Source organism: Pseudomonas citronellolis (assembly GCF_001586155.1).
GTDB classification, from domain to species: domain Bacteria; phylum Pseudomonadota; class Gammaproteobacteria; order Pseudomonadales; family Pseudomonadaceae; genus Pseudomonas; species Pseudomonas citronellolis.
In genome coordinates this window covers 6,806,643-6,828,157 of the sequence record NZ_CP014158.1, presented here as the reverse complement: position 1 = coordinate 6,828,157, position 21,515 = coordinate 6,806,643, and the positions used below count along the sequence as shown (strand labels likewise).

The following is a 21,515-nucleotide window of genomic DNA, read 5'->3' as shown; positions in this document are numbered from 1 at the left end:
CTCCGAACCGGCCCCGCTCGTCGGTTCGTCCATGTACAAGCCACGCCCGGGACCGGAATGCGTGGCTTGTTGGTTTTTGACGCGCGGCACGCGCACCACCAAGAGGCACGACGATGAGCGTACTGGTTGGCGTGATCATGGGCTCCAAGTCCGACTGGAGCACCCTTAGTCACACCGCGGACATGCTGGACAAGCTGGGCATCCCCCATGAAGTGAAGGTGGTTTCCGCCCACCGCACCCCGGACCTGCTGTTCCAGTACGCCGAAGAGGCCGAAGGCCGCGGCATCGAGGTGATCATCGCCGGCGCCGGCGGCGCCGCCCACCTGCCGGGCATGTGCGCGGCCAAGACGCACCTGCCGGTGCTCGGTGTGCCGGTGCAGTCGTCCATGCTCTCGGGCGTCGATTCGTTGCTGTCCATCGTGCAGATGCCCGGCGGCGTGCCGGTCGCCACCCTGGCCATCGGCAAGGCCGGCGCCATCAACGCCGCGCTGCTGGCGGCGAGCATCCTCGGCGGCAAGCACCCGCAGTACCACGACGCGCTCAAGCGCTTCCGCACCGAGCAGACCACCTCGGTGCTGGACAACCCCGACCCCCGCGAGGCCTGAGCAGAACCATGAAGATCGGTGTCATCGGTGGCGGCCAGCTGGGCCGCATGCTGTCCCTGGCGGGCACCCCGCTGGGCATGGATTTCGCCTTCCTCGACCCAGCGCCGGACGCCTGCGCCCAGGCCCTGGGCGAGCACATCCGCGCGGACTACAGCGACCAGGACCACCTGCGCCAACTGGCCGACGAAGTGGACCTGGTGACCTTCGAGTTCGAGAGCGTGCCGGCCGAGACCGTGGCCTTCCTCTCGCAGTTCGTCCCGGTCTACCCCTCGGCCTCCGCGCTGCGCATCGCCCGCGACCGCTGGTTCGAGAAGTCGATGTTCAAGGACCTGGGCATTCCCACCCCGGCCTTCGCCGACATCCAGTCCCAGGCCGACCTCGACGCCGCCGCGGCCGGCATCGGCCTGCCGGCGGTGCTCAAGACGCGCACCCTGGGCTACGACGGCAAGGGCCAGAAGGTCCTGCGCAAGCCCGAGGACGTGGCCGGCGCCTTCGCCGAGCTGGGCAGCGTGCCCTGCATCCTCGAAGGCTTCGTGCCCTTCACCGGCGAAGTCTCGCTGGTGGCGGTGCGCGCCCGCGACGGCGAGACGCGCTTCTACCCGCTGGTGCACAACACCCACGAGAACGGCATCCTGCGCCTGTCCGTGGCCAGCAGCGAGCACCCGCTGCAGGCTCTGGCCGAGGACTACGTCGGCCGCGTGCTGGACAAGCTGGACTACGTCGGCGTGCTGGCCTTCGAGTTCTTCGAGGTGGACGGCGGCCTGAAGGCCAACGAGATCGCCCCGCGCGTGCACAACTCCGGGCACTGGACCATCGAAGGCTCCGAGTGCAGCCAGTTCGAGAACCACCTGCGCGCCGTGGCCGGCCTGCCGCTGGGCTCCACCGCCAAGGTGGGCGAGAGCGCCATGCTCAACTTCATCGGCGAAGTGCCGCCGGTGGAAAAGGTGCTGGCCATCGCCGACTGCCATCTGCACCACTACGGCAAGGCCTTCAAGGCCGGGCGCAAGGTCGGCCACGCCACCCTGCGCAGCAAGGACCTGGCCACCCTCAAGGCGCGCATCGGCGAAGTCGAGGCCCTTATCGGCAAGGGCTGACGCGCCTGGCCGCCCGCTTCTCATGGCGGGCGGCCGCACGGAACGCCAGGCTTTCCTACACTGTCTGACAAGGGGCGCGCCGGTTGGCGCGTCCATCCACAGGAGGGAAAGCCATGGGTTTAATCGGAACCATCGTCATCGGCCTGATCGTCGGCCTCATCGCCCGTTTCCTGAAGCCGGGGGACGACAGCATGGGCTGGATCATGACCATTCTGCTGGGCATCGGCGGCTCGCTGCTGGCCACCTACGGCGGCCAGGCCCTGGGCATCTACCAGGCCGGGCAGGCCGCCGGGTTCATCGGCGCGGTGGTCGGCGCGGTGATCCTGCTGGTCATCTACGCCTTCGTGAAGAAGAACTGAGGCTCTACGCCGGGTAGCGCTTCGCGCTGGTCATTTGCCCGGCGATCCCCAAGAATGTGCGCCGATTCCCGCTCGCCCGGCCCGGGCGGGCGGTGAAGGTCATCCGCCGTCTTCCCGTTGCGTGGGCGCCCGCTGCCGGCGCCCGAGAGCCCATTCATGCGCCGTACCCTGCTCGCCTGCAGCCTCGTGCTGCTCACCGGCCTGGCCCATGCCGCCGACATCCCGGAAACCGACTGGCTGCAACTGATGCCGCCCAGCGACCGCAAGGCGCTGGAGGAAATGCCCGAGATCGACCACAACAGCCCGGAAGCCGCCGGCACCTTCACCCAGAAGCAGGGCGGCCTGAAGCAGAAGGGCAAGCTGCCGCAGGTGATGTTCTCGACCAAGACGGTCGCCGCGCTGGACGGCAAGCAGATCCGCCTCGGCGGCTACCCGGTGCCCCTGGAGAACGACGCCAAGGGCCGCGTCACCGAGTTCTTCCTGGTGCCCTACCCGGGCGCCTGCATCCACGTACCGCCGCCGCCGCCGAACCAGATCGTGCTGGTACGCTACCCCAAGGGCATGAAGATCGACGACATCTACAGCCCGCTGTGGGTGACCGGCAAGCTGAAGGTGGAGAAGGTCAGCAACGACATGGCGGATGCGGCCTATGCGATGGACGACGCCAAGGTGCGGGCGGTGCAGGATAGCGATCTGTAGGAACGAGCTTTTCCCGGATGTGTTGGTGTTTCGGATTGACTCCGCTCCCTCTCCCCAGCCCTCTCCCTGAAGGGAGAGGGGGCTTGTCCGTGCCGAGAGAAGGAATGGTTTCAGCCGGCAATCTCTGTGCTAGCCGGCTGACTCTAAAGCATCAGCGTCTGCCCAACGGTCCCCTCTCCCTTCAGGGAGAGGGTTAGGGAGAGGGCGCTCTTCAGGCCCAGCACCGAAGCCACCAGGAAACCCGGTTCGCGAGCAAGCTCGCTCCTACGAAAAGAAAGCGCAGCCTACCCCTCCAGCCCTTCGCTCCAGATCTCCACGCTCATCGTCTCGCTCCGCCCCGGCGCCACGCTCAGCACGTCGTCCCACACCCTTGCCGTCTCGATGCACAACATCCGCTGCCAGGCATCGTCGGCGAACTGCGACAGGCGTTGCGCCTTGTCCACCCAGGGATTCCACAGCACCGCCGAGCGCGAGTGACCGGCCTGGATGTGGATGCCGCGCTGCCACTGCGGGTCGCGGATCACCAGGGGCCGGTCGACGTCCAGGTAGATGCGGTCGGTCTCGCCCTGGATGCGCACCACGCCGTCCTGGCGGCGTTCTTCCCAGTTCTCCAGCGTCTCGATGTAGCGGCAGCCCTGCAGGCCGTCGACGCTCACCTGGCGAACGTCGCTGACGGCGAAGTAGGTGTGCAGCGCCTGGCTCAGGGCCAGCGGCTTGTCGCCGAGGTTGCGGGTGGTCAGTTCCAGGCCCAGGCGTTCGCCGAAGCGCATCACCAGGCTCAGTTCGGCGGAGTGGGCCCAGCCCGGCAGGCCCTGCCCGGCGTCGAGCTTCCAGTGCACGGACAGCGCGCCCTGTTCGTCGGCGATGTCGTCCAGTTGCCAGTCGATGCCGCGCACCAGGCCGTGGGCCGGCGGCTGGTCGCCTGCGTATTCGGTGCGCACCTGCACCGGGTTGCGCGCCAGGTCGCCGAACCACGGCCAGCACACCGGCACGCCGCCGCGCAGGGACTGGCCGCGCTTGTACCCGGCCTGCTCGCTGAGCCACACCAGCGGCGGCTGCTCGTGGGGCTGGTAGCTGAGCAACTGGGCGCCCTGCTGGGCGATCAGCGCTTCGCCGAATTCGGTGTGGATGCGCCAGCAGGGCAGCTCGTCGATGGTGGTCTGCTCGACGCGGGGGGTGATGTAGGGGCTGCTCATGGGGGGGCCTCCGGCACAGCAAGGGGAAAGGATTCAGTATCACCGATCCCCCGGCGGCCGGGCAGTTCCCCGAAAAGGCTTTTTTCAGCCCTGGCGCAGGCTTTCCAGGCTGCGCTTCTGGCGCCCCTGGGCGTCGAAGTTGGCCGCGTCCAGCCAGGCTTCGAAGGCCGCCTGGCGCGTCGGCCACTCGCTGTCGAGGATGGAGAACCAGGCGCTGTCGCGGTTGCGGTCCTTGATCACCATGTGCTGGCGGAAGGTGCCCTCGTAGGTGAAGCCCAGGCGCTCGGCGGCGCGCATGGAGCGGGCGTTCAGCGCGTTGCACTTCCATTCCAGGCGCCGGTAGCCCAGCTCGAAGGCGCGCCGGGCCAGCAGGTACACCGCCTCGGTGGAGGCCGGGCTGCGCTGCATGACGCGGCCGAAGGCGATGTGGCCGATCTCGATCACGCCGTCCTTGGGGGTGATGCGCAGGAAACTCAGCAGGCCGGTGACGCGGCCGCTGCTGCGCTCGCGCACGGCGTAGAACTGCGGGTCGGCGCTGGCGGCGTTGCCGGCTATCCAGGCATCGAAGGCGGCGCGCTCGGGGAAGGGGCCGTAGGGCAGGTAGTCCCACAGCACGGGGTCGGATTCCGGACCTTGCAGGGCTTCCCACAGGTTGTCGCCGTGGCGCGCGGCGTCCAGCGGCTCCAGGTCGAGGTAGCGGCCGTTCAGGGTTTCCCGGGCCGGGGCGGGCACCGGCTGCCAGTGCAGGGCGGGTTGGGTGTCGGTCATGGTCGCGCTCCGGTCAGAGAATCTTGCGGTACTGCACGAAGCCGGAGCGGTCGGCGATCCGGTCGTACAGGTGCATGGCGTCGGTATTGCTCTCGTGGGTCAGCCAGTGCACCCGCGAGGCGCCGGCTGCGCGGGCCGCGGCGTAGACGTGCTCGATCAGCTCGCGGCCGACGCCGCCGCCGCGCAGGCCTTCGTGGACGTAGAGGTCCTGCAGGTAGACGTAGTCGCCCTGGGTCCAGCAGGAGCGGTGGAAGATGTAGTGGACCATGCCGATGGCCTCGCCGTCGCGCCAGGCGAGGGCGGCGTGCATGGGCTCGGCGGGGTCGAGGAAGCGCTGCCAGGTGACGGCGCTGGTGGCGTCGTCGATCACGGTCTTGTAGAAGCGCTGGTAGCCCTGCCAGAGCGGCAGCCAGGCGGCGTGGTCGTCGGCGCCGACGAGGCGGATTTCGAGCGGTGCGGTCATGGGGTGGCCTTTGTCCTTGGGGTCTGGTGCCAGACTAGAGCGGGAATTGGTTCCGCTAAAGAGCCATTCATGGTCCAATTCGAGGAGCCATTTCCGGAGCCCGCCATGAACGCCCCGCTGCCTTTCGACCCGTCCGGCATCCGCCTGGACCCTGCCAGGGGGCTGGGCCAGCAGCTGTTCCAGGCGCTGCGCGAACGCATCCTCGACGGCCGCCTCGCCGCGCGCTCGCGGCTGCCGGCCAGCCGCGACCTGGCTGCAGCCCTGGGCGTGTCGCGCAATACCGTGGTGCGCGCCTACGAGCAGCTCTACGCCGAGGGCTACATCGAAGGCCGCACCGGCGATGGTACCTACGTCGCCGAACGCGTGCAGCCGCGCAGCGCGCCCGCCCCGCAACCCGGCAAGGTGCCCGAGGTGGCGGCGCTGGAACGCCTGCAACGGCACCACCTGCCCAGGCCGCCGCAAGGCGCGCCGCGGGCCTTCCGCGTCGGCGTGCCGGCCTTCGACCTGTTTCCCTTCGAGACCTGGGCGCGGTTGCAGGCGCGTTTCTGGCGCGAGCCGCCGGCGGACTGCCTGGGCTACGGCGACGCCGCCGGCGAATGGCGCCTGCGCGAGCTGATCGCCGCCTATCTGCGCAGCGCGCGCGGCCTGCATTGCGAGGCGGGGCAGATAATAGTCACCAGCGGCGCGCAGCAGGCCATCGCCCTGTGCGCCCAGGTGCTGCTCGCCGAGGGCGACCACGTGGCCATCGAGAACCCCGGCTACCGCGCCGCCGGCCATGCCTTCGCCACCGCCGGCGCGCACCTGCACGGGGTGGCGGTGGACGAGGAGGGCCTGCGCACCGAGCAGTTGCGCGAGCTGCCGGACTGCCGGCTGGTCTACCTCACTCCCTCGCACCAGTACCCCACCGGCGTCACCCTGTCGCTGGCGCGGCGCCTGGCCCTGCTGGAGTGGGCCGAGCGCAGCGGCGGCTGGATAGTCGAGGACGACTACGACGGCGAATACCGCTACGCCGGCACTCCGCTGATGCCGCTGGCGGCGCTCGACCGCCAGCAGCGCGTGCTCTACGTCGGCACCTTCTGCAAGATCGCCTTCCCCGCGCTGCGCCTGGGCTACCTGGTGGTGCCGCCGGCCCTGGCCGAGGCCTTCGCCCGGCGCCGCGCCCTCGACGTGCGGCATTCGGAGGTCGGCACCCAGCGGGTGATGGCCGACTTCATCGCCGAAGGCCACTTCCAGCGCCACGTGCGACGGATGCGCCGGGCCGCCCGGGCGCGGCGCGACGCCCTGCTGCGCGGCTGGCCGGAGGTGCCCGGCTGCGCGCCCATGCCGCCGGTGGAGGCGGGGCTGCACCTGTGCGTGCGGGTGGAAAGCCGCGAGCGCGAACATTGGCTGGTGGAGCGCGCGTTGCAGGCCGGGGTGGAGGTCAACGCGCTGAGCGACTACTGGCTGCCCGAATCGACGGAGCCTGAAGACGAGCGCGCCGGCCTGGTGATGGGCTTCGCCGCTGTACCCGAGGCGCGCATAGCCGAAGCCCTGAAGGCCCTGCGCAAGGCCTGGCACCTTCCGCTTTCGTAGGATGGGTTGAGCCTTGGCGAAACCCATGCGGGCATGGCGATGGGTATCGCTGCGCTCCACCCATCCTACGTCGTGCCATGCGGGGGCTTTTCCTCGCGCTCGGCCCAGTAGGTCTGCTTGTGCCCGCGGCCCTGGTACTCAAGAGCCAGGGCCTCGGCCTCTTCGCGGCTCAGGCCGCGGCGCACGACGAAGCGGTTGCCGTTGTCGTCCAGGCGCCACAGGCACCAGTCGCGCGCCTCAGGCATCGAAGGTCGAGGTCTTGCGCAGGCGCAGCGCGAGCAGGATCAGCAGCACGCCGAAGAACAGCGCGTAGGCGCCGATCACCCAGACCACCGCCACCGCGCCGGCGCCGGGGTTGGCGATCATCAGCACGCCGAACAGCACCGACAGCGCGCCCGACAGCCCCAGCCACCATTCGTTGGCCAGGCTTCTGCGCAGGCGGAAGGCGGCGATGATCTGTAGCACGCCGGTGGCCAGCGCCCAGCCGGCGATCAGCATCAGCAGGCCCAGCGCCGTCAGCGCCGGCCAGAAGAACGCTACCAGGCCGGCCAGCACGCCCAGCGCGCCGACCAGCCACAGCGGCCAGATCGGCCGTTGCGACTCGCGCATGCTGGCCGCGGCGATCAGGGTGAACACACCGTCGACGAAGGCATAGGCGCCCCAGACGATGACCAGCACGGTGAGGGCGATGCCCGGCCAGGCGATGGCCAGCACGCCGAACAGCACCGCGGCCACGCCGCGCAGGGCGATCCATTTCCAGTGCCGGCCCAGGGCTTGCCACAGGGGATGATCGTTCATGGGTTTCTCCAGCGGGGTTCGCCAGAAACCATAGCAGCCCCGCGCCAGAGGGCCGGAGCTAAAAGAAAGCCCGGCGCAGGGCCGGGCGAAAGGGCCTGCCATGGGCAGGCGGGTGGCGTCGTGCGGGACGCCACCGGGGAGCCTTGGATCAGCCGGCCGCCAGCTCGCCGCCGGCTCCGGGCGCGGGCCGTGCAGGCGCTCGTAGTCGGCGCGCATGGCCTTGTGCAGGCCGAACACAGCATTGCCGCCGCGACACTTCCGGGCAGGATTCTGCGATCCTTGCCCCTTGGAACGCATCGCGGTGATGAACGGCTCGGGCCCGCTTGCACGCAGGGGCTCGGGAGGGTTCACGGAGCGCAGCTTATTCTTAGTTGATTGAACGTTCAATAAAAACAAAATAGACTGGCCCACAATGACGCCGGACGGCACAGCCATGTCCCGCGTGAGGAGAGATATCAATATGCCCAAGGTCGGTATGCAGCCGATTCGCCGTTCGCAACTGATCCACGCCACCCTCGAGGCCGTGGACCAGGTCGGCATGAGCGACGCCAGCATCGCCCTGATCGCCCGCCTGGCGGGGGTCTCCAACGGCATCATCAGCCACTACTTCCAGGACAAGAACGGCCTCCTGGAGGCGACGATGCGGCATCTGATGTCGGCTTTGAGCAAGGCCGTGCGCGAGCGTCGCGCTAGCCTGCGAACCGACGATCCGCGCGCCCACTTGCGGGCGATCGTCGCCGGCAACTTCGACAACAGCCAGGTCAACGGCCCGGCCATGAAGACCTGGCTGGCGTTCTGGGCCAGCAGCATGCACCAGCCGTCCCTGCGCCGGCTGCAGCGGATCAACGACCACAGGCTGTATTCCAACCTGTGCTGCCAGTTCCGCCGCGAGCTGCCGCTGGACCAGGCGCGCCGCGCCGCCCGCGGCCTGGCTGCGCTGATCGACGGCCTGTGGCTGCGCGGCGCGCTGTCGGGCGATGCCTTCGATACCGAGCAGGCGCTGGCTATCGCCTACGACTATCTCGACCAACAACTGGCCAAGCGCACCGGATAGCGGGCGCGGCCTTCGTGCACGGACCATAAGAGAGGACAACCGACCCATGGCTCGATTCGACGTTCAGAAGCTCTACATTGGCGGCCGCTACGTGGAGGCCAGCAGTGGCGCCACCTTCGAGACCGTCAACCCGGCCAACGGGGAGGTCCTCGCCCTGGTGCAGCGGGCTTCGAAGGACGACGTCGAGCGCGCCGTCGCCAGCGCCGTCGAAGGCCAGAGGGTGTGGGCGGCGATGACCGCCATGCAGCGCTCGCGCATCCTCCGCCGCGCCGTGGACATCCTCCGCCAGCGCAACGACGAGCTGGCCGAGCTGGAAACCCTGGACACCGGCAAGCCGCTGGCCGAGACGCGCAACGTCGACATCGTCACCGGCGCCGACGTGCTCGAGTACTACACCGGCCTGGTCCCGGCCATCGAAGGCGAGCAGATCCCGCTGCGCGAGAGCAGCTTCGTCTATACCCGCCGCGAGCCGTTGGGCGTGGTCGCCGGCATCGGCGCCTGGAACTACCCGATCCAGATCGCCCTGTGGAAATCCGCCCCGGCCCTGGCCGCGGGCAACGCGATGATCTTCAAGCCCAGCGAAGTCACCCCGCTGAGCGTGCTCAAGCTGGCCGAAATCTACACCGAGGCCGGCCTGCCCGATGGCGTGTTCAACGTGCTCACCGGCAGCGGCCGCGAGGTCGGCCAGTGGCTGACCGAGCACCCGCAGATCGAGAAGATTTCCTTCACCGGCGGCACCTCCACCGGCAAGAAGGTCATGGCCAGCGCCTCCAGCTCCTCGCTCAAGGAAGTCACCATGGAACTGGGTGGCAAGTCGCCGCTGATCATCTTCGACGACGCCAACCTCGACCGCGCCGCCGACATCGCCGTCATGGCCAACTTCTTCAGCTCCGGCCAGGTCTGCACCAACGGCACCCGCGTGTTCGTCCCGCGCAGCCTGCAGGCGCGCTTCGAGGAGAAGGTGCTGGAGCGCGTCAAGCGCATCCGCCTGGGCAGCCCGCAGGACGAGAACACCAACTTCGGCCCCCTGGTCAGCTTCCCGCACATGGAGAGCGTGCTCGGCTACATCCAGGCCGGCAAGGAGCAGAAGGCCCGCCTGCTGTGCGGCGGCGAGCGCGTCACCGAGGGCGAGTTCGGCAAGGGCGCCTACGTCGCGCCCACCGTGTTCACCGACTGCCGTGACGACATGACCATCGTCCGCGAGGAAATCTTCGGCCCGGTGATGAGCATCCTCGTCTACGACAGCGAAGAAGAAGTCATCCGCCGCGCCAACGACACCGAGTACGGCCTGGCCGCCGGCGTCGTCACCCAGGACCTGGCCCGCGCCCACCGGGTGATCCACCGCCTGGAAGCGGGCATCTGCTGGATCAACACCTGGGGCGAGTCGCCGGCGGAAATGCCGGTGGGCGGCTACAAGCAATCCGGTGTCGGTCGCGAGAACGGCCTGACCACCCTGGCTCATTACACTCGGATCAAATCCGTGCAGGTAGAGCTGGGCGACTACGCCTCGGTGTTCTGACCACCGCGATCGAGCCCTGAGCGGCCGGTCGCCACGACGACCGGCCTTCCGACCTTCAGACACCGGCGCGCCATGCGTCGCGGGCGGTGTCGTGCCCAGAAAAAGAGGTAGGCCTGCATGACCCAGGAATACGACTACATCATCATCGGCGCCGGTTCCGCCGGTAACGTCCTCGCCACCCGCCTGACCGAGGACGCGGACGTCAGCGTGCTGCTGCTCGAAGCCGGCGGCCCGGACTACCGCGCCGACTTCCGCACCCAGATGCCCGCCGCGCTGGCCTACCCGCTGCAGGGCCGCCGCTACAACTGGGCGTACCTCACCGACCCCGAGCCGCACATGAACAACCGCCGCATGGAATGCGGGCGCGGCAAGGGCCTGGGCGGCTCCTCGCTGATCAACGGCATGTGCTACATCCGCGGCAACGCCATGGACTTCGATGGCTGGGCGAAAGAGAAGGGCCTGGAGGACTGGACCTACCTCGACTGCCTGCCGTACTTCCGCAAGGCGGAAACCCGCGACATCGGCCCCAACGACTACCACGGCGGCGACGGCCCGGTCAGCGTGACCACGCCCAAGGCCGGCAACAACCCGCTGTTCCACGCCATGGTCGAGGCCGGCGTGCAGGCCGGCTACCCGCGCACCGAAGACCTCAACGGCTACCAGCAGGAAGGCTTCGGCCCGATGGACCGCACCGTGACCCCCCAGGGCCGCCGCGCCAGCACCGCCCGCGGCTACCTGGACCAGGCCCGCGAGCGCGCCAACCTGACCATCGTCACCTACGCCCTGACCGACCGCATCCTGTTCAGCGGCAAGCGCGCCATCGGCGTCAGCTACCTGCTGGGGGACGACAATGCGCCGAAAGAGGCGCGCGCGCGCCGCGAAGTGCTGGTGTGCTCCGGCGCCATCGCCTCGCCGCAGCTGCTGCAACGCTCCGGCGTCGGCCCGGCGACCGTGCTGCGCGACCTGGGCATCGAAGTGGTGCACGACCTGCCGGGCGTCGGCCAGAACCTCCAGGACCACCTGGAGATGTACCTGCAATACGCCTGCAAGCAGCCGGTGTCGCTGTACCCGGCATTGCAGTGGTGGAACCAGCCGCAGATCGGCGCGCAGTGGATGTTCCTCGGTACCGGCCTGGGCGCCAGCAACCAGTTCGAGGCCGGCGGTTTCATCCGCACCCGCGACGAGTTCGAATGGCCGAACATCCAGTACCACTTCCTGCCGGTGGCGATCAATTACAACGGCAGCAACGCGGTGAAGGAGCACGGCTTCCAGGCCCACGTCGGCTCCATGCGCTCGCCCAGCCGAGGGCGCATCCAGCTGACCTCGCGCGACCCGCGCAAGCACCCGAGCATCCTCTTCAACTACATGTCCAGCGAGCAGGACTGGCAGGAATTCCGCGACGCCATCCGCATCACCCGCGAGATCATGGCGCAGCCGGCGCTGGACGCCTACCGCGGCCGCGAACTGAGCCCGGGGCTGGACAAGAAGAGCGACGCCGAACTGGACGCCTTCGTCCGCGAGCACGCGGAAACCGCCTTCCACCCCTCCTGCTCGTGCAAGATGGGCGAGGACGACATGGCGGTGGTCGACGGCCAGGGCCGCGTGCACGGCATGCAAGGGCTGCGCGTGGTGGATGCGTCGATCATGCCGCTGATCATCACCGGCAACCTCAACGCCACCACCATCATGATCGCCGAGAAGATCGCCGACCGCATCCGTGGCCGCCAGCCGCTGCCGCGCAGCACCGCGGACTACTACAAGGCCAACGGCGCGCCGGTGCGGGGCAAGCCGATGCGGGCTTGAGCTAGAGAAGGGAGGGGCGCTATCAGAGTGGATAGCGCCTGAATCTTTGGGCGTCGCCGGCTGACACTGAATTTCCCCGGATGCGCCGAACGGCCCCCTCTCCCTTCAGGGAGAGGGCTGGGGAGAGGGAAAAGCGATATCAGGGAGCGCAGGACTCGTCACCACTCCGAGCTGCTTCCAGCCAAAGAGGACCGCCCCCTCACCCCCGCCGCGGCGGCACCGGCCGCGTCCGCCCGCTGCCATCGATGGCCACGAACACGAACACCGCCTCGGTGACCTTGCGCCACTCGCTGGACAGCGGATCGTCGCTCCACACTTCCACCAGCATACGGATCGAGCTGCGCCCGACCTCCAGCGTCTGGGTATAGAAGGACAGCTGCGCGCCCACCGCCACCGGCACCAGGAAGGCCATGCGGTCGATCGCCACCGTGGCCACGCGGCCGCCGGCGATGCGGCTGGCCATGGCGGTGCCGGCGAGGTCCATCTGCGACACCAGCCAGCCACCGAAGATATCGCCGAAACCATTGGTCTCGCGCGGCAACGCGGTGATCTGCAGCGCCAGGTCGCCCTGCGGAATGGGGTCTTCTTGTTCAAGCTCGATCATAGGTAAGGGCCTCGTGCCCCGACGGTCTCGATTCAAGGAAAGGAAAAGCTCTCCCAAGAGTCCTGTAAAAGTGGTTTCCTACAGAAACTTGGGACAGCTTTCTGACCGACCCCGCGCATGTCGCATCGGCATTATATAGAGGCCGACCTGCGGCAGCGACCGCAGAATGCCTGATGACAATGTTGCGCTGACGCGCTCCCATTTGCCATGGTTCGCCTTCGGCGTTCCCTGTCAGCGCCGCCAACCTGCCGAGAAGCCTTGCGATGCCTCCTGCCAATACCACCGCTGCCCGTCCGCTGACCCGCAGCGACTACAAGACCCTGTCCCTTTCCGCCCTGGGCGGTGCCCTGGAGTTCTACGACTTCATCATCTTCGTGTTCTTCGCCACGGTGGTGGGCAAGCTGTTCTTCCCTGCCGACATGCCCGACTGGCTGCGCCAGCTGCAGACCTTCGGCCTGTTCGCCGCCGGCTACCTGGCGCGGCCGCTGGGCGGCATCGTCATGGCGCACTTCGGCGACCTGCTCGGGCGCAAGAAGATGTTCACCCTGAGCATCTTCCTGATGTCGGTGCCCACGCTGCTCATGGGCGTGCTGCCGACCTACGAGCAGATCGGCATCTGGGCGCCGCTGGCCCTGCTGCTGCTGCGCGTGGTGCAGGGCGCGGCCATCGGCGGCGAGGTGCCCGGGGCCTGGGTGTTCGTTTCCGAACACGTGCCGGCGCGCAACGTCGGTTTCGCCTGCGGCACCCTGACCGCGGGGCTGACCGCCGGCATCCTCATCGGCTCGCTGATGGCCACGGCGATCAACAGCTTCTACAACGCCGACGAAGTGCTGGCCTACGCCTGGCGCATCCCCTTCCTGCTCGGCGGCATCTTCGGCCTGTTCTCCGTCTACCTGCGCCGCTGGCTGCACGAGACCCCGGTGTTCGCCGAGCTGCAGCAACGCAAGCAACTGGCCGACGAGGTGCCCCTGGGCGTGGTGGTGCGCGAGCACCGTCCGGCGGTGGCCATCTCCATGCTGCTCACCTGGCTGCTGTCGGCGGCCATAGTCGTGGTCATCCTCATGACGCCCTCCGTGCTGCAGTCGGTCTACGGCGTCCCGGCGGCCACCGCGCTCAAGGCCAACAGCCTGGCGATCATCTTCCTCACCGCGGGCTGCATCCTCGCCGGGCGCATCGTCGACCGCATCGGTGGCGGGCGTACCTTCATCGCTGGCAGCCTGCTGCTGGGCGCGACCTCATGGTTCTTCTACAGCAGCCTGAAGACCCATCCGGACTGGCTCTTCCCTTTATATGCGCTGGCCGGCCTGTGCGTCGGCATCGTCGGCGCCGTGCCCTACGTCATGGTCAAGGCCTTCCCGCCGGTGGTGCGCTTCAGCGGCCTGTCCTTCTCCTACAACCTGTCCTACGCCATCTTCGGCGGCCTCACGCCGATGGTCGTGGCGCTGCTGATGAAGGAAGACCCCATGGGCCCGGCCTATTATGTGGCCGCGCTGTGCCTGGTCGGCTTCCTTACCGGCTGCTTCCTGTTGCGCCAGGAGCGCCTGGCTGGCGAGGCCTCCCTGGTTACAAATTGATCGTTCGGACAGCTTTTTCAGAAAAGATTCAAAAAGTCGTTGACGGGGGTTTTTAACTCCCTATAATGCGCACCACTCCCAGCGACGAAGCGCTGAAAGAGCTTGAAAATCAAGCACTTAAGCAGGTTCGAAGTTGAGAGTGGTGATCAGGCTAGTGATTCACTTGCCGCCTTTGGGTTCGACAGCTGCTCCGGCAGCGAGCCAAAAGGAAGATCGCCGAGGTGCTTGACAGCGAGTTTGATCGCTGTAGAATGCGCCTCCCGCTGACGAGAAGCTCCGGCCGATCGACAGCGCAAGCGGTTGAGTAGGAACGAAAAATTCTGAAAATAACGCTTGACGAAATAAGAGGTTGGCGTAGAATGCGCGGCCTCGGTTGAGACGAAAGAATCAACCAACTGCTCTTTAACAAGTTGAATCAAGCAATTCGTGTGGGTGCTTGTGAGTTAAGACTGGTGATCGCAAGATTATCAGCATCACAAGTAACACTCGTGAATTCGAGAGTTTTTTGCGATTGCTGAGCCAAGTTTAGGGTTTTCTCAAAACCCGATCAGTATTGAACTGAAGAGTTTGATCATGGCTCAGATTGAACGCTGGCGGCAGGCCTAACACATGCAAGTCGAGCGGATGAAGGGAGCTTGCTCCCGGATTCAGCGGCGGACGGGTGAGTAATGCCTAGGAATCTGCCTGGTAGTGGGGGGCAACGTTCCGAAAGGAGCGCTAATACCGCATACGTCCTACGGGAGAAAGTGGGGGATCTTCGGACCTCACGCTATCAGATGAGCCTAGGTCGGATTAGCTAGTAGGTGGGGTAATGGCTCACCTAGGCGACGATCCGTAACTGGTCTGAGAGGATGATCAGTCACACTGGAACTGAGACACGGTCCAGACTCCTACGGGAGGCAGCAGTGGGGAATATTGGACAATGGGCGAAAGCCTGATCCAGCCATGCCGCGTGTGTGAAGAAGGTCTTCGGATTGTAAAGCACTTTAAGTTGGGAGGAAGGGCAGTAAGTTAATACCTTGCTGTTTTGACGTTACCAACAGAATAAGCACCGGCTAACTTCGTGCCAGCAGCCGCGGTAATACGAAGGGTGCAAGCGTTAATCGGAATTACTGGGCGTAAAGCGCGCGTAGGTGGTTTGGTAAGATGGATGTGAAATCCCCGGGCTCAACCTGGGAACTGCATCCATAACTGCCTGACTAGAGTACGGTAGAGGGTGGTGGAATTTCCTGTGTAGCGGTGAAATGCGTAGATATAGGAAGGAACACCAGTGGCGAAGGCGACCACCTGGACTGATACTGACACTGAGGTGCGAAAGCGTGGGGAGCAAACAGGATTAGATACCCTGGTAGTCCACGCCGTAAACGATGTCGACTAGCCGTTGGGATCCTTGAGATCTTAGTGGCGCAGCTAACGCGATAAGTCGACCGCCTGGGGAGTACGGCCGCAAGGTTAAAACTCAAATGAATTGACGGGGGCCCGCACAAGCGGTGGAGCATGTGGTTTAATTCGAAGCAACGCGAAGAACCTTACCTGGCCTTGACATGTCCGGAATCCTGCAGAGATGCGGGAGTGCCTTCGGGAATCGGAACACAGGTGCTGCATGGCTGTCGTCAGCTCGTGTCGTGAGATGTTGGGTTAAGTCCCGTAACGAGCGCAACCCTTGTCCTTAGTTACCAGCACGTTATGGTGGGCACTCTAAGGAGACTGCCGGTGACAAACCGGAGGAAGGTGGGGATGACGTCAAGTCATCATGGCCCTTACGGCCAGGGCTACACACGTGCTACAATGGTCGGTACAGAGGGTTGCCAAGCCGCGAGGTGGAGCTAATCCCAGAAAACCGATCGTAGTCCGGATCGCAGTCTGCAACTCGACTGCGTGAAGTCGGAATCGCTAGTAATCGTGAATCAGAATGTCACGGTGAATACGTTCCCGGGCCTTGTACACACCGCCCGTCACACCATGGGAGTGGGTTGCTCCAGAAGTAGCTAGTCTAACCGCAAGGGGGACGGTTACCACGGAGTGATTCATGACTGGGGTGAAGTCGTAACAAGGTAGCCGTAGGGGAACCTGCGGCTGGATCACCTCCTTAATCGAAGATCCCGGCTTTCTCATAAGCTCCCACACGAATTGCTTGATTCACTGGTAAGCGACGGTTAGGCAACCCTATATGGGTCTGTAGCTCAGTCGGTTAGAGCGCACCCCTGATAAGGGTGAGGTCGGCAGTTCGAATCTGCCCAGACCCACCAATCGTTGGAAATTAGGGGGCCATAGCTCAGCTGGGAGAGCGCCTGCTTTGCACGCAGGAGGTCAGGAGTTCGATCCTCCTTGGCTCCACCATCTCCGAATCGTCGTAAAGCTCAGACAGGAATGTTCGATAGAACGAACCTTGCTGTCTGGTCTTTGTACCGGAACCGTTCTTTAAAAATTTGGGTATGTGATAGAAGTAGACTGAATGATCTCTTTCACTGGGGATTGTTCAAGTCAAGGTAAAATTTGCGAGTTCAAGCGCGAATTTTCGGCGAATGTCGTCTTCACGTTCGAGACGTATGACCAGATTGCTTGGGGTTATATGGTCAAGTGAAGAAGCGCATACGGTGGATGCCTTGGCAGTCAGAGGCGATGAAAGACGTGGTAGCCTGCGATAAGCTTCGGGGAGTCGGCAAACAGACTTTGATCCGGAGATCTCTGAATGGGGGAACCCAGCCAGCATAAGCTGGTTATCACACACTGAATCCATAGGTGTGTGAGGCGAACCAGGGGAACTGAAACATCTAAGTACCCTGAGGAACAGAAATCAACCGAGATTCCCTTAGTAGTGGCGAGCGAACGGGGACTAGCCCTTAAGCTTCTTAGAATCTAACAGAACGCTCTGGAAAGTGCGGCCATAGTGGGTGATAGCCCCGTATGTGAAAGGTTCTAGGAAGTGAAATCGAGTAGGACGGCGCACGTGAAACGTTGTCTGAACATGGGGGGACCATCCTCCAAGGCTAAATACTACTGACTGACCGATAGTGAACCAGTACCGTGAGGGAAAGGCGAAAAGAACCCCGGAGAGGGGAGTGAAATAGAACCTGAAACCGTATGCGTACAAGCAGTGGGAGCCCACTTTGTTGGGTGACTGCGTACCTTTTGTATAATGGGTCAGCGACTTATATTCAGTGGCGAGCTTAACCGAATAGGGGAGGCGTAGCGAAAGCGAGTCTTAATAGGGCGTTTAGTCGCTGGGTATAGACCCGAAACCGGGCGATCTATCCATGAGCAGGTTGAAGGTTAGGTAACACTGACTGGAGGACCGAACCCACTCCCGTTGAAAAGGTAGGGGATGACTTGTGGATCGGAGTGAAAGGCTAATCAAGCTCGGAGATAGCTGGTTCTCCTCGAAAGCTATTTAGGTAGCGCCTCACGTATCACTCCAGGGGGTAGAGCACTGTTTCGGCTAGGGGGTCATCCCGACTTACCAAACCGATGCAAACTCCGAATACCTGGAAGTGTCAGCGTGGGAGACACACGGCGGGTGCTAACGTCCGTCGTGAAAAGGGAAACAACCCAGACCGTCAGCTAAGGTCCCAAAGTTGTGGTTAAGTGGTAAACGATGTGGGAAGGCTTAGACAGCTAGGAGGTTGGCTTAGAAGCAGCCACCCTTTAAAGAAAGCGTAATAGCTCACTAGTCGAGTCGGCCTGCGCGGAAGATGTAACGGGGCTCAAACCACACACCGAAGCTACGGGTGCATCGCAAGATGCGCGGTAGAGGAGCGTTCTGTAAGCCTGTGAAGGTGAGTTGAGAAGCTTGCTGGAGGTATCAGAAGTGCGAATGCTGACATGAGTAACGACAATGGGAGTGAAAAACTCCCACGCCGAAAGACCAAGGGTTCCTGCGCAACGTTAATCGACGCAGGGTTAGTCGGCCCCTAAGGCGAGGCAGAAATGCGTAGTCGATGGGAAACAGGTTAATATTCCTGTACTTCTAGTTACTGCGATGGAGGGACGGAGAAGGCTAGGCCAGCTTGGCGTTGGTTGTCCAAGTTTAAGGTTGTAGGCTGGGCACTTAGGCAAATCCGGGTGTTCAAGGCCGAGAGCTGATGACGAGCTTTCTTTTAGAGAGCGAAGTGGTTGATGCCATGCTTCCAGGAAAAGCTTCTAAGCTTCAGGTAACTAGGAACCGTACCCGAAACCGACACAGGTGGTCGGGTAGAGAATACCAAGGCGCTTGAGAGAACTCGGGTGAAGGAACTAGGCAAAATGGCACCGTAACTTCGGGAGAAGGTGCGCCGGTGAGGGTGAAGTATTTACTGCGTAAGCCCACGCCGGTCGAAGATACCAGGCCGCTGCGACTGTTTATTAAAAACACAGCACTCTGCAAACACGAAAGTGGACGTATAGGGTGTGACGCCTGCCCGGTGCCGGAAGGTTAATTGATGGGGTTAGCGAAAGCGAAGCTCTTGATCGAAGCCCCGGTAAACGGCGGCCGTAACTATAACGGTCCTAAGGTAGCGAAATTCCTTGTCGGGTAAGTTCCGACCTGCACGAATGGCGTAACGATGGCGGCGCTGTCTCCACCCGAGACTCAGTGAAATTGAAATCGCTGTGAAGATGCAGTGTATCCGCGGCTAGACGGAAAGACCCCGTGAACCTTTACTGTAGCTTTGCACTGGACTTTGAGCCTGCTTGTGTAGGATAGGTGGGAGGCTTTGAAGCGTGGACGCCAGTTCGCGTGGAGCCAACCTTGAAATACCACCCTGGCATGCTTGAGGTTCTAACTCTGATCCGTGATCCGGATCGAGGACAGTGTATGGTGGGCAGTTTGACTGGGGCGGTCTCCTCCTAAAGAGTAACGGAGGAGTACGAAGGTGCGCTCAGACCGGTCGGAAATCGGTCGCAGAGTATAAAGGCAAAAGCGCGCTTGACTGCGAGACAGACACGTCGAGCAGGTACGAAAGTAGGTCTTAGTGATCCGGTGGTTCTGTATGGAAGGGCCATCGCTCAACGGATAAAAGGTACTCCGGGGATAACAGGCTGATACCGCCCAAGAGTTCATATCGACGGCGGTGTTTGGCACCTCGATGTCGGCTCATCACATCCTGGGGCTGAAGCCGGTCCCAAGGGTATGGCTGTTCGCCATTTAAAGTGGTACGCGAGCTGGGTTTAGAACGTCGTGAGACAGTTCGGTCCCTATCTGCCGTGGACGTTTGAGATTTGAGAGGGGCTGCTCCTAGTACGAGAGGACCGGAGTGGACGAACCTCTGGTGTTCCGGTTGTCACGCCAGTGGCACTGCCGGGTAGCTATGTTCGGAATAGATAACCGCTGAAAGCATCTAAGCGGGAAACTAGCCTCAAGATGAGATCTCACTGGGAACTTGATTCCCCTGAAGGGCCGTCGAAGACTACGACGTTGATAGGTCGGGTGTGTAAGCGCTGTGAGGCGTTGAGCTAACCGATACTAATTGCCCGTGAGGCTTGACCATATAACACCCAAACAATTTGTGTGTTAGACGGTGAAGTCGACGAACCGAAAGTTCGTGTGAACCGCAAAGAATACCTGTCACATACCCGAATCAGGGTGAACGTGAGCGCAAGCCACGAGCATCCGAAAGAATTGCTTGACGACCATAGAGCGTTGGAACCACCTGATCCCATCCCGAACTCAGCAGTGAAACGACGCATCGCCGATGGTAGTGTGGGGTTTCCCCATGTGAGAGTAGGTCATCGTCAAGCACCTATCCCAAAACCCCCGATCAGCCTGGCTGGTCGGGGGTTTTGCTTTGGGGCGCGGAAAGCCGGGGTGATCCCATCCACGCCATTGCATTCCCCTTGTAGGAGCGCGCCCTGCGCGCGAATCGCGGGCAGGGCCCGCTCCTACACGTGAGGCATGGCCATGGCGATGGGTATCGCTTCGCTCAACGCCATCCTACGAGGGTACGTCCTGCACCCGTAGGAGCGGACCTTGTCCGCGATAGCCGGCGGTCCCGGCGCGATTCGCGGATGAGATCCGCTCCTACGCCGCCCCACCTGCGCCATTCCCCTGTAGGAGCGCGCCCTGCGCGCGAAATCGCGGGCAGGGCCCGCTCCTACAGGTGGGTTCAGGCCTCGAAACCCATCCTACGGGGCGTTTCTTCGGCGCTCGTTGCGATTGAAATATTCCGTAATAAATACCGTCACATTTCTTCTCCGAGCCTGTCGGTTTTCATCTGGCTGTCACATTGCTTTCATAGAGTCTGCTCGCGCCCCATGAGAGCGGCGCCGAATTCCAGCCAGTCGGCCTTTCCCCAAGGAGCAAGGCATGAAACTCAAGCGTTTGATGGCGGCGCTGACCTTCGCCGCCGCCGGCGTGGGCGCTGCCAGCGCTTTCGCCGCGATCGACCCGGCGCTGCCGGACTACCAGAAGACCAGCGGCGTCTCTGGCAACCTCTCCAGCGTGGGCTCCGATACCCTGGCCAACCTCATGACGCTGTGGGCCGAGGAGTACAAGCGCCTGTACCCGAGCGTGAACGTGCAGATCCAGGCCGCGGGCTCCTCCACCGCGCCGCCGGCGCTCACCGAGGGCACCGCCAACCTCGGCCCGATGAGCCGCAAGATGAAGGACGTCGAGCTGCAGGCCTTCGAGCAGAAGTACGGCTACAAGCCCACCGCCGTGCCCGTCGCGGTCGACGCCCTGGCCGTCTTCGTGCACAAGGACAACCCCATCAAGGGCCTGACCATGCAGCAGGTCGACGCCATCTTCTCCGCCACCCGCCTGTGCGGCGCCAAGCAGGACGTGAAGACCTGGAGCGACCTGGGCCTGGGCGGCGACTGGGCCAACAAGCCGGTGCAGCTGTTCGGCCGCAACTCGGTGTCCGGTACCTACGGCTATTTCAAGGAAGAGGCCCTATGCAAGGGCGACTTCAAGCCCAACGTCAACGAGCAGCCGGGTTCCGCTTCGGTGGTGCAGTCCATCAGCCAGTCGCTCAATGGCATCGGCTACTCCGGCATCGGCTACAAGACCGCCAGCGTGAAGACCGTGGCCCTGGCCAAGAAGCAGGGCGACCCCTACGTCGAGGACAACGAGCAGAACGCCCTGAACGGCACCTACCCGCTGGCGCGCTTCCTCTACGTCTACGTGAACAAGGCGCCGAACAAGCCGCTGGACCCGTTGGAAGCCCAGTTCCTGAAGATGGTGCTGTCCAAGACCGGCCAGGAAGTCGTGGTCAAGGACGGCTACATCCCGCTGCCGGCCAAGGTCGCGGCGAAGGCGGTCAAGGAACTGGGACTCTAGGTAGCGCCCCCGCCGGCCCCATGGGCTGAGCGGTAGGTGACCCGGCCCGTTGGCAGGCAACTGCCGACGGGCTTCGTCTCGTCATCTCTGTGTCATGTTTCTGTCATAGACTGCCGCAAGCGTGTCGCCCCCATGAATGACCTGGCCACTTCGTC

17 protein-coding genes, 2 tRNA genes and 3 rRNA genes are annotated in these 21,515 nt (G+C 63.9%); 15 read left to right on the top strand and 7 right to left on the bottom strand.

Annotation, left to right across the window (positions count from 1 at the left end):
* Positions 1 to 113 precede the first annotated feature (113 nt).
* The 4 genes from purE to PcP3B5_RS29810 all read left to right on the top strand — a co-directional run bounded on the left by purE (position 114) and on the right by PcP3B5_RS29810 (position 2,757).
* Positions 114 to 605, top strand: coding sequence for a 5-(carboxyamino)imidazole ribonucleotide mutase (purE, locus tag PcP3B5_RS29825; protein WP_009614245.1), 492 nt, complete (start codon positions 114 to 116; stop codon positions 603 to 605).
* A gap of 8 nt (positions 606 to 613) precedes the next feature.
* Positions 614 to 1,699, top strand: a complete 1,086-nt coding sequence (locus tag PcP3B5_RS29820; protein ID WP_009614242.1) for a 5-(carboxyamino)imidazole ribonucleotide synthase — start codon at positions 614 to 616, stop codon at positions 1,697 to 1,699.
* 113 nt (positions 1,700 to 1,812) lie between these two features.
* On the top strand, positions 1,813 to 2,058 hold the full coding sequence (locus PcP3B5_RS29815) for a GlsB/YeaQ/YmgE family stress response membrane protein (protein WP_009614240.1): 246 nt from the start codon (positions 1,813 to 1,815) through the stop codon (positions 2,056 to 2,058).
* A gap of 156 nt (positions 2,059 to 2,214) precedes the next feature.
* Positions 2,215 to 2,757: a DUF3299 domain-containing protein gene (locus PcP3B5_RS29810; RefSeq protein ID WP_061563127.1), complete on the top strand. Its 543-nt coding sequence runs from the start codon at positions 2,215 to 2,217 to the stop codon at positions 2,755 to 2,757.
* A 284-nt stretch (positions 2,758 to 3,041) separates the two neighbouring features.
* Here PcP3B5_RS29810 and PcP3B5_RS29805 read toward each other — a convergent pair whose 3' ends face one another.
* The 3 genes from PcP3B5_RS29805 to PcP3B5_RS29795 all read right to left on the bottom strand — a co-directional run bounded on the left by PcP3B5_RS29805 (position 3,042) and on the right by PcP3B5_RS29795 (position 5,184).
* The gene (locus PcP3B5_RS29805) at positions 3,042 to 3,953 is read right to left on the bottom strand and encodes a D-hexose-6-phosphate mutarotase (RefSeq protein ID WP_061563126.1); all 912 of its coding nucleotides are present in this window, start codon (positions 3,951 to 3,953) and stop codon (positions 3,042 to 3,044) included.
* Positions 3,954 to 4,037: 84 nt separating this feature from the next.
* Complete coding sequence (locus PcP3B5_RS29800; RefSeq protein ID WP_061563125.1) at positions 4,038 to 4,721, bottom strand: GNAT family N-acetyltransferase; 684 nt, start codon at positions 4,719 to 4,721, stop codon at positions 4,038 to 4,040.
* Positions 4,722 to 4,734: 13 nt separating this feature from the next.
* The gene (locus PcP3B5_RS29795; RefSeq protein WP_009614232.1) at positions 4,735 to 5,184 is read right to left on the bottom strand and encodes a GNAT family N-acetyltransferase; all 450 of its coding nucleotides are present in this window, start codon (positions 5,182 to 5,184) and stop codon (positions 4,735 to 4,737) included.
* A 105-nt stretch (positions 5,185 to 5,289) separates the two neighbouring features.
* Between PcP3B5_RS29795 and pdxR the strand changes: the two genes are divergently transcribed.
* Positions 5,290 to 6,756, top strand: coding sequence for a MocR-like pyridoxine biosynthesis transcription factor PdxR (pdxR, locus tag PcP3B5_RS29790; RefSeq protein WP_061563355.1), 1,467 nt, complete (start codon positions 5,290 to 5,292; stop codon positions 6,754 to 6,756).
* 65 nt (positions 6,757 to 6,821) lie between these two features.
* Here the strand turns inward: pdxR and PcP3B5_RS29785 are convergent, their stop codons facing one another.
* Positions 6,822 to 7,001: a hypothetical protein gene (locus PcP3B5_RS29785; RefSeq protein ID WP_061563124.1), complete on the bottom strand. Its 180-nt coding sequence runs from the start codon at positions 6,999 to 7,001 to the stop codon at positions 6,822 to 6,824.
* A complete protein-coding gene (locus tag PcP3B5_RS29780; RefSeq protein ID WP_024128866.1) occupies positions 6,994 to 7,554 on the bottom strand; it encodes an HdeD family acid-resistance protein in 561 nt (186 codons plus the stop codon). Before PcP3B5_RS29780 ends, PcP3B5_RS29785 begins: the two co-directional genes overlap by 8 nt.
* Before the next feature lie 460 nt (positions 7,555 to 8,014).
* Here PcP3B5_RS29780 and betI point away from each other — a divergent pair, with 460 nt between their 5' ends.
* The 3 genes from betI (at position 8,015) to betA (ending at position 11,930) form a co-directional block, all read left to right on the top strand.
* Complete coding sequence (gene betI / locus PcP3B5_RS29775; RefSeq protein ID WP_043270284.1) at positions 8,015 to 8,608, top strand: transcriptional regulator BetI; 594 nt, start codon at positions 8,015 to 8,017, stop codon at positions 8,606 to 8,608.
* A 46-nt stretch (positions 8,609 to 8,654) separates the two neighbouring features.
* Positions 8,655 to 10,127 carry a betaine-aldehyde dehydrogenase gene (betB, locus tag PcP3B5_RS29770; RefSeq protein ID WP_061563123.1) on the top strand — a complete coding sequence of 491 codons (1,473 nt, stop codon included), beginning with the start codon at positions 8,655 to 8,657 and terminating at the stop codon, positions 10,125 to 10,127.
* Positions 10,128 to 10,244: 117 nt separating this feature from the next.
* Entirely contained in the window at positions 10,245 to 11,930 is a 1,686-nt protein-coding gene (gene betA, locus PcP3B5_RS29765) for a choline dehydrogenase (RefSeq protein ID WP_043270288.1), read from the top strand.
* A 199-nt stretch (positions 11,931 to 12,129) separates the two neighbouring features.
* Here betA and PcP3B5_RS29760 read toward each other — a convergent pair whose 3' ends face one another.
* Positions 12,130 to 12,534 carry an acyl-CoA thioesterase gene (locus PcP3B5_RS29760; RefSeq protein WP_009614218.1) on the bottom strand — a complete coding sequence of 135 codons (405 nt, stop codon included), beginning with the start codon at positions 12,532 to 12,534 and terminating at the stop codon, positions 12,130 to 12,132.
* 263 nt (positions 12,535 to 12,797) lie between these two features.
* On the opposite strand from PcP3B5_RS29760, the gene PcP3B5_RS29755 reads away from it, so the two are divergent.
* The gene (locus tag PcP3B5_RS29755) at positions 12,798 to 14,108 is read left to right on the top strand and encodes an MFS transporter (RefSeq protein WP_043270290.1); all 1,311 of its coding nucleotides are present in this window, start codon (positions 12,798 to 12,800) and stop codon (positions 14,106 to 14,108) included.
* A 146-nt stretch (positions 14,109 to 14,254) separates the two neighbouring features.
* On the opposite strand, the gene PcP3B5_RS31915 is transcribed toward PcP3B5_RS29755, so the two are convergent.
* Positions 14,255 to 14,527: a hypothetical protein gene (locus tag PcP3B5_RS31915; protein ID WP_162493536.1), complete on the bottom strand. Its 273-nt coding sequence runs from the start codon at positions 14,525 to 14,527 to the stop codon at positions 14,255 to 14,257.
* Between the two features lie 136 nt (positions 14,528 to 14,663).
* On the opposite strand from PcP3B5_RS31915, the gene PcP3B5_RS29750 reads away from it, so the two are divergent.
* From PcP3B5_RS29750 to PcP3B5_RS29725, 6 genes are all read left to right on the top strand, one after another.
* Positions 14,664 to 16,200, top strand: a 16S ribosomal RNA gene (locus PcP3B5_RS29750).
* A gap of 80 nt (positions 16,201 to 16,280) precedes the next feature.
* A tRNA-Ile gene (locus PcP3B5_RS29745) sits at positions 16,281 to 16,357 on the top strand.
* A 15-nt stretch (positions 16,358 to 16,372) separates the two neighbouring features.
* Positions 16,373 to 16,448, top strand: a tRNA-Ala gene (locus PcP3B5_RS29740).
* 234 nt (positions 16,449 to 16,682) lie between these two features.
* Positions 16,683 to 19,573: ribosomal RNA gene (locus PcP3B5_RS29735) — 23S ribosomal RNA — on the top strand.
* 134 nt (positions 19,574 to 19,707) lie between these two features.
* Positions 19,708 to 19,823 (top strand): 5S ribosomal RNA (rrf, locus tag PcP3B5_RS29730).
* The 16S, 23S and 5S rRNA genes sit together here with 2 tRNA genes alongside, the layout of an rRNA operon.
* A gap of 565 nt (positions 19,824 to 20,388) precedes the next feature.
* Positions 20,389 to 21,360, top strand: coding sequence for a phosphate ABC transporter substrate-binding protein PstS (locus tag PcP3B5_RS29725; RefSeq protein ID WP_009614214.1), 972 nt, complete (start codon positions 20,389 to 20,391; stop codon positions 21,358 to 21,360).
* Positions 21,361 to 21,515 lie beyond the last annotated feature (155 nt).

Excerpts from the sequence above, each read along its gene's own strand:
- purE (WP_009614245.1), top strand. The coding sequence starts at position 114 with ATGAGCGTACTGGTTGGCGTGATCATGGGCTCCAAGTCCGACTGGAGC.
- PcP3B5_RS29820 (WP_009614242.1), top strand. The coding sequence starts at position 614 with ATGAAGATCGGTGTCATCGGTGGCGGCCAGCTGGGCCGCATGCTGTCC.
- PcP3B5_RS29815 (WP_009614240.1), top strand. The coding sequence starts at position 1,813 with ATGGGTTTAATCGGAACCATCGTCATCGGCCTGATCGTCGGCCTCATC.
- PcP3B5_RS29810 (WP_061563127.1), top strand. The coding sequence starts at position 2,215 with ATGCGCCGTACCCTGCTCGCCTGCAGCCTCGTGCTGCTCACCGGCCTG.
- PcP3B5_RS29805 (WP_061563126.1), bottom strand. The coding sequence starts at position 3,953 with ATGAGCAGCCCCTACATCACCCCCCGCGTCGAGCAGACCACCATCGAC.
- PcP3B5_RS29800 (WP_061563125.1), bottom strand. The coding sequence starts at position 4,721 with ATGACCGACACCCAACCCGCCCTGCACTGGCAGCCGGTGCCCGCCCCG.
- PcP3B5_RS29795 (WP_009614232.1), bottom strand. The coding sequence starts at position 5,184 with ATGACCGCACCGCTCGAAATCCGCCTCGTCGGCGCCGACGACCACGCC.
- pdxR (WP_061563355.1), top strand. The coding sequence starts at position 5,290 with ATGAACGCCCCGCTGCCTTTCGACCCGTCCGGCATCCGCCTGGACCCT.
- PcP3B5_RS29785 (WP_061563124.1), bottom strand. The coding sequence starts at position 7,001 with ATGCCTGAGGCGCGCGACTGGTGCCTGTGGCGCCTGGACGACAACGGC.
- PcP3B5_RS29780 (WP_024128866.1), bottom strand. The coding sequence starts at position 7,554 with ATGAACGATCATCCCCTGTGGCAAGCCCTGGGCCGGCACTGGAAATGG.
- betI (WP_043270284.1), top strand. The coding sequence starts at position 8,015 with ATGCCCAAGGTCGGTATGCAGCCGATTCGCCGTTCGCAACTGATCCAC.
- betB (WP_061563123.1), top strand. The coding sequence starts at position 8,655 with ATGGCTCGATTCGACGTTCAGAAGCTCTACATTGGCGGCCGCTACGTG.
- betA (WP_043270288.1), top strand. The coding sequence starts at position 10,245 with ATGACCCAGGAATACGACTACATCATCATCGGCGCCGGTTCCGCCGGT.
- PcP3B5_RS29760 (WP_009614218.1), bottom strand. The coding sequence starts at position 12,534 with ATGATCGAGCTTGAACAAGAAGACCCCATTCCGCAGGGCGACCTGGCG.
- PcP3B5_RS29755 (WP_043270290.1), top strand. The coding sequence starts at position 12,798 with ATGCCTCCTGCCAATACCACCGCTGCCCGTCCGCTGACCCGCAGCGAC.
- PcP3B5_RS29725 (WP_009614214.1), top strand. The coding sequence starts at position 20,389 with ATGAAACTCAAGCGTTTGATGGCGGCGCTGACCTTCGCCGCCGCCGGC.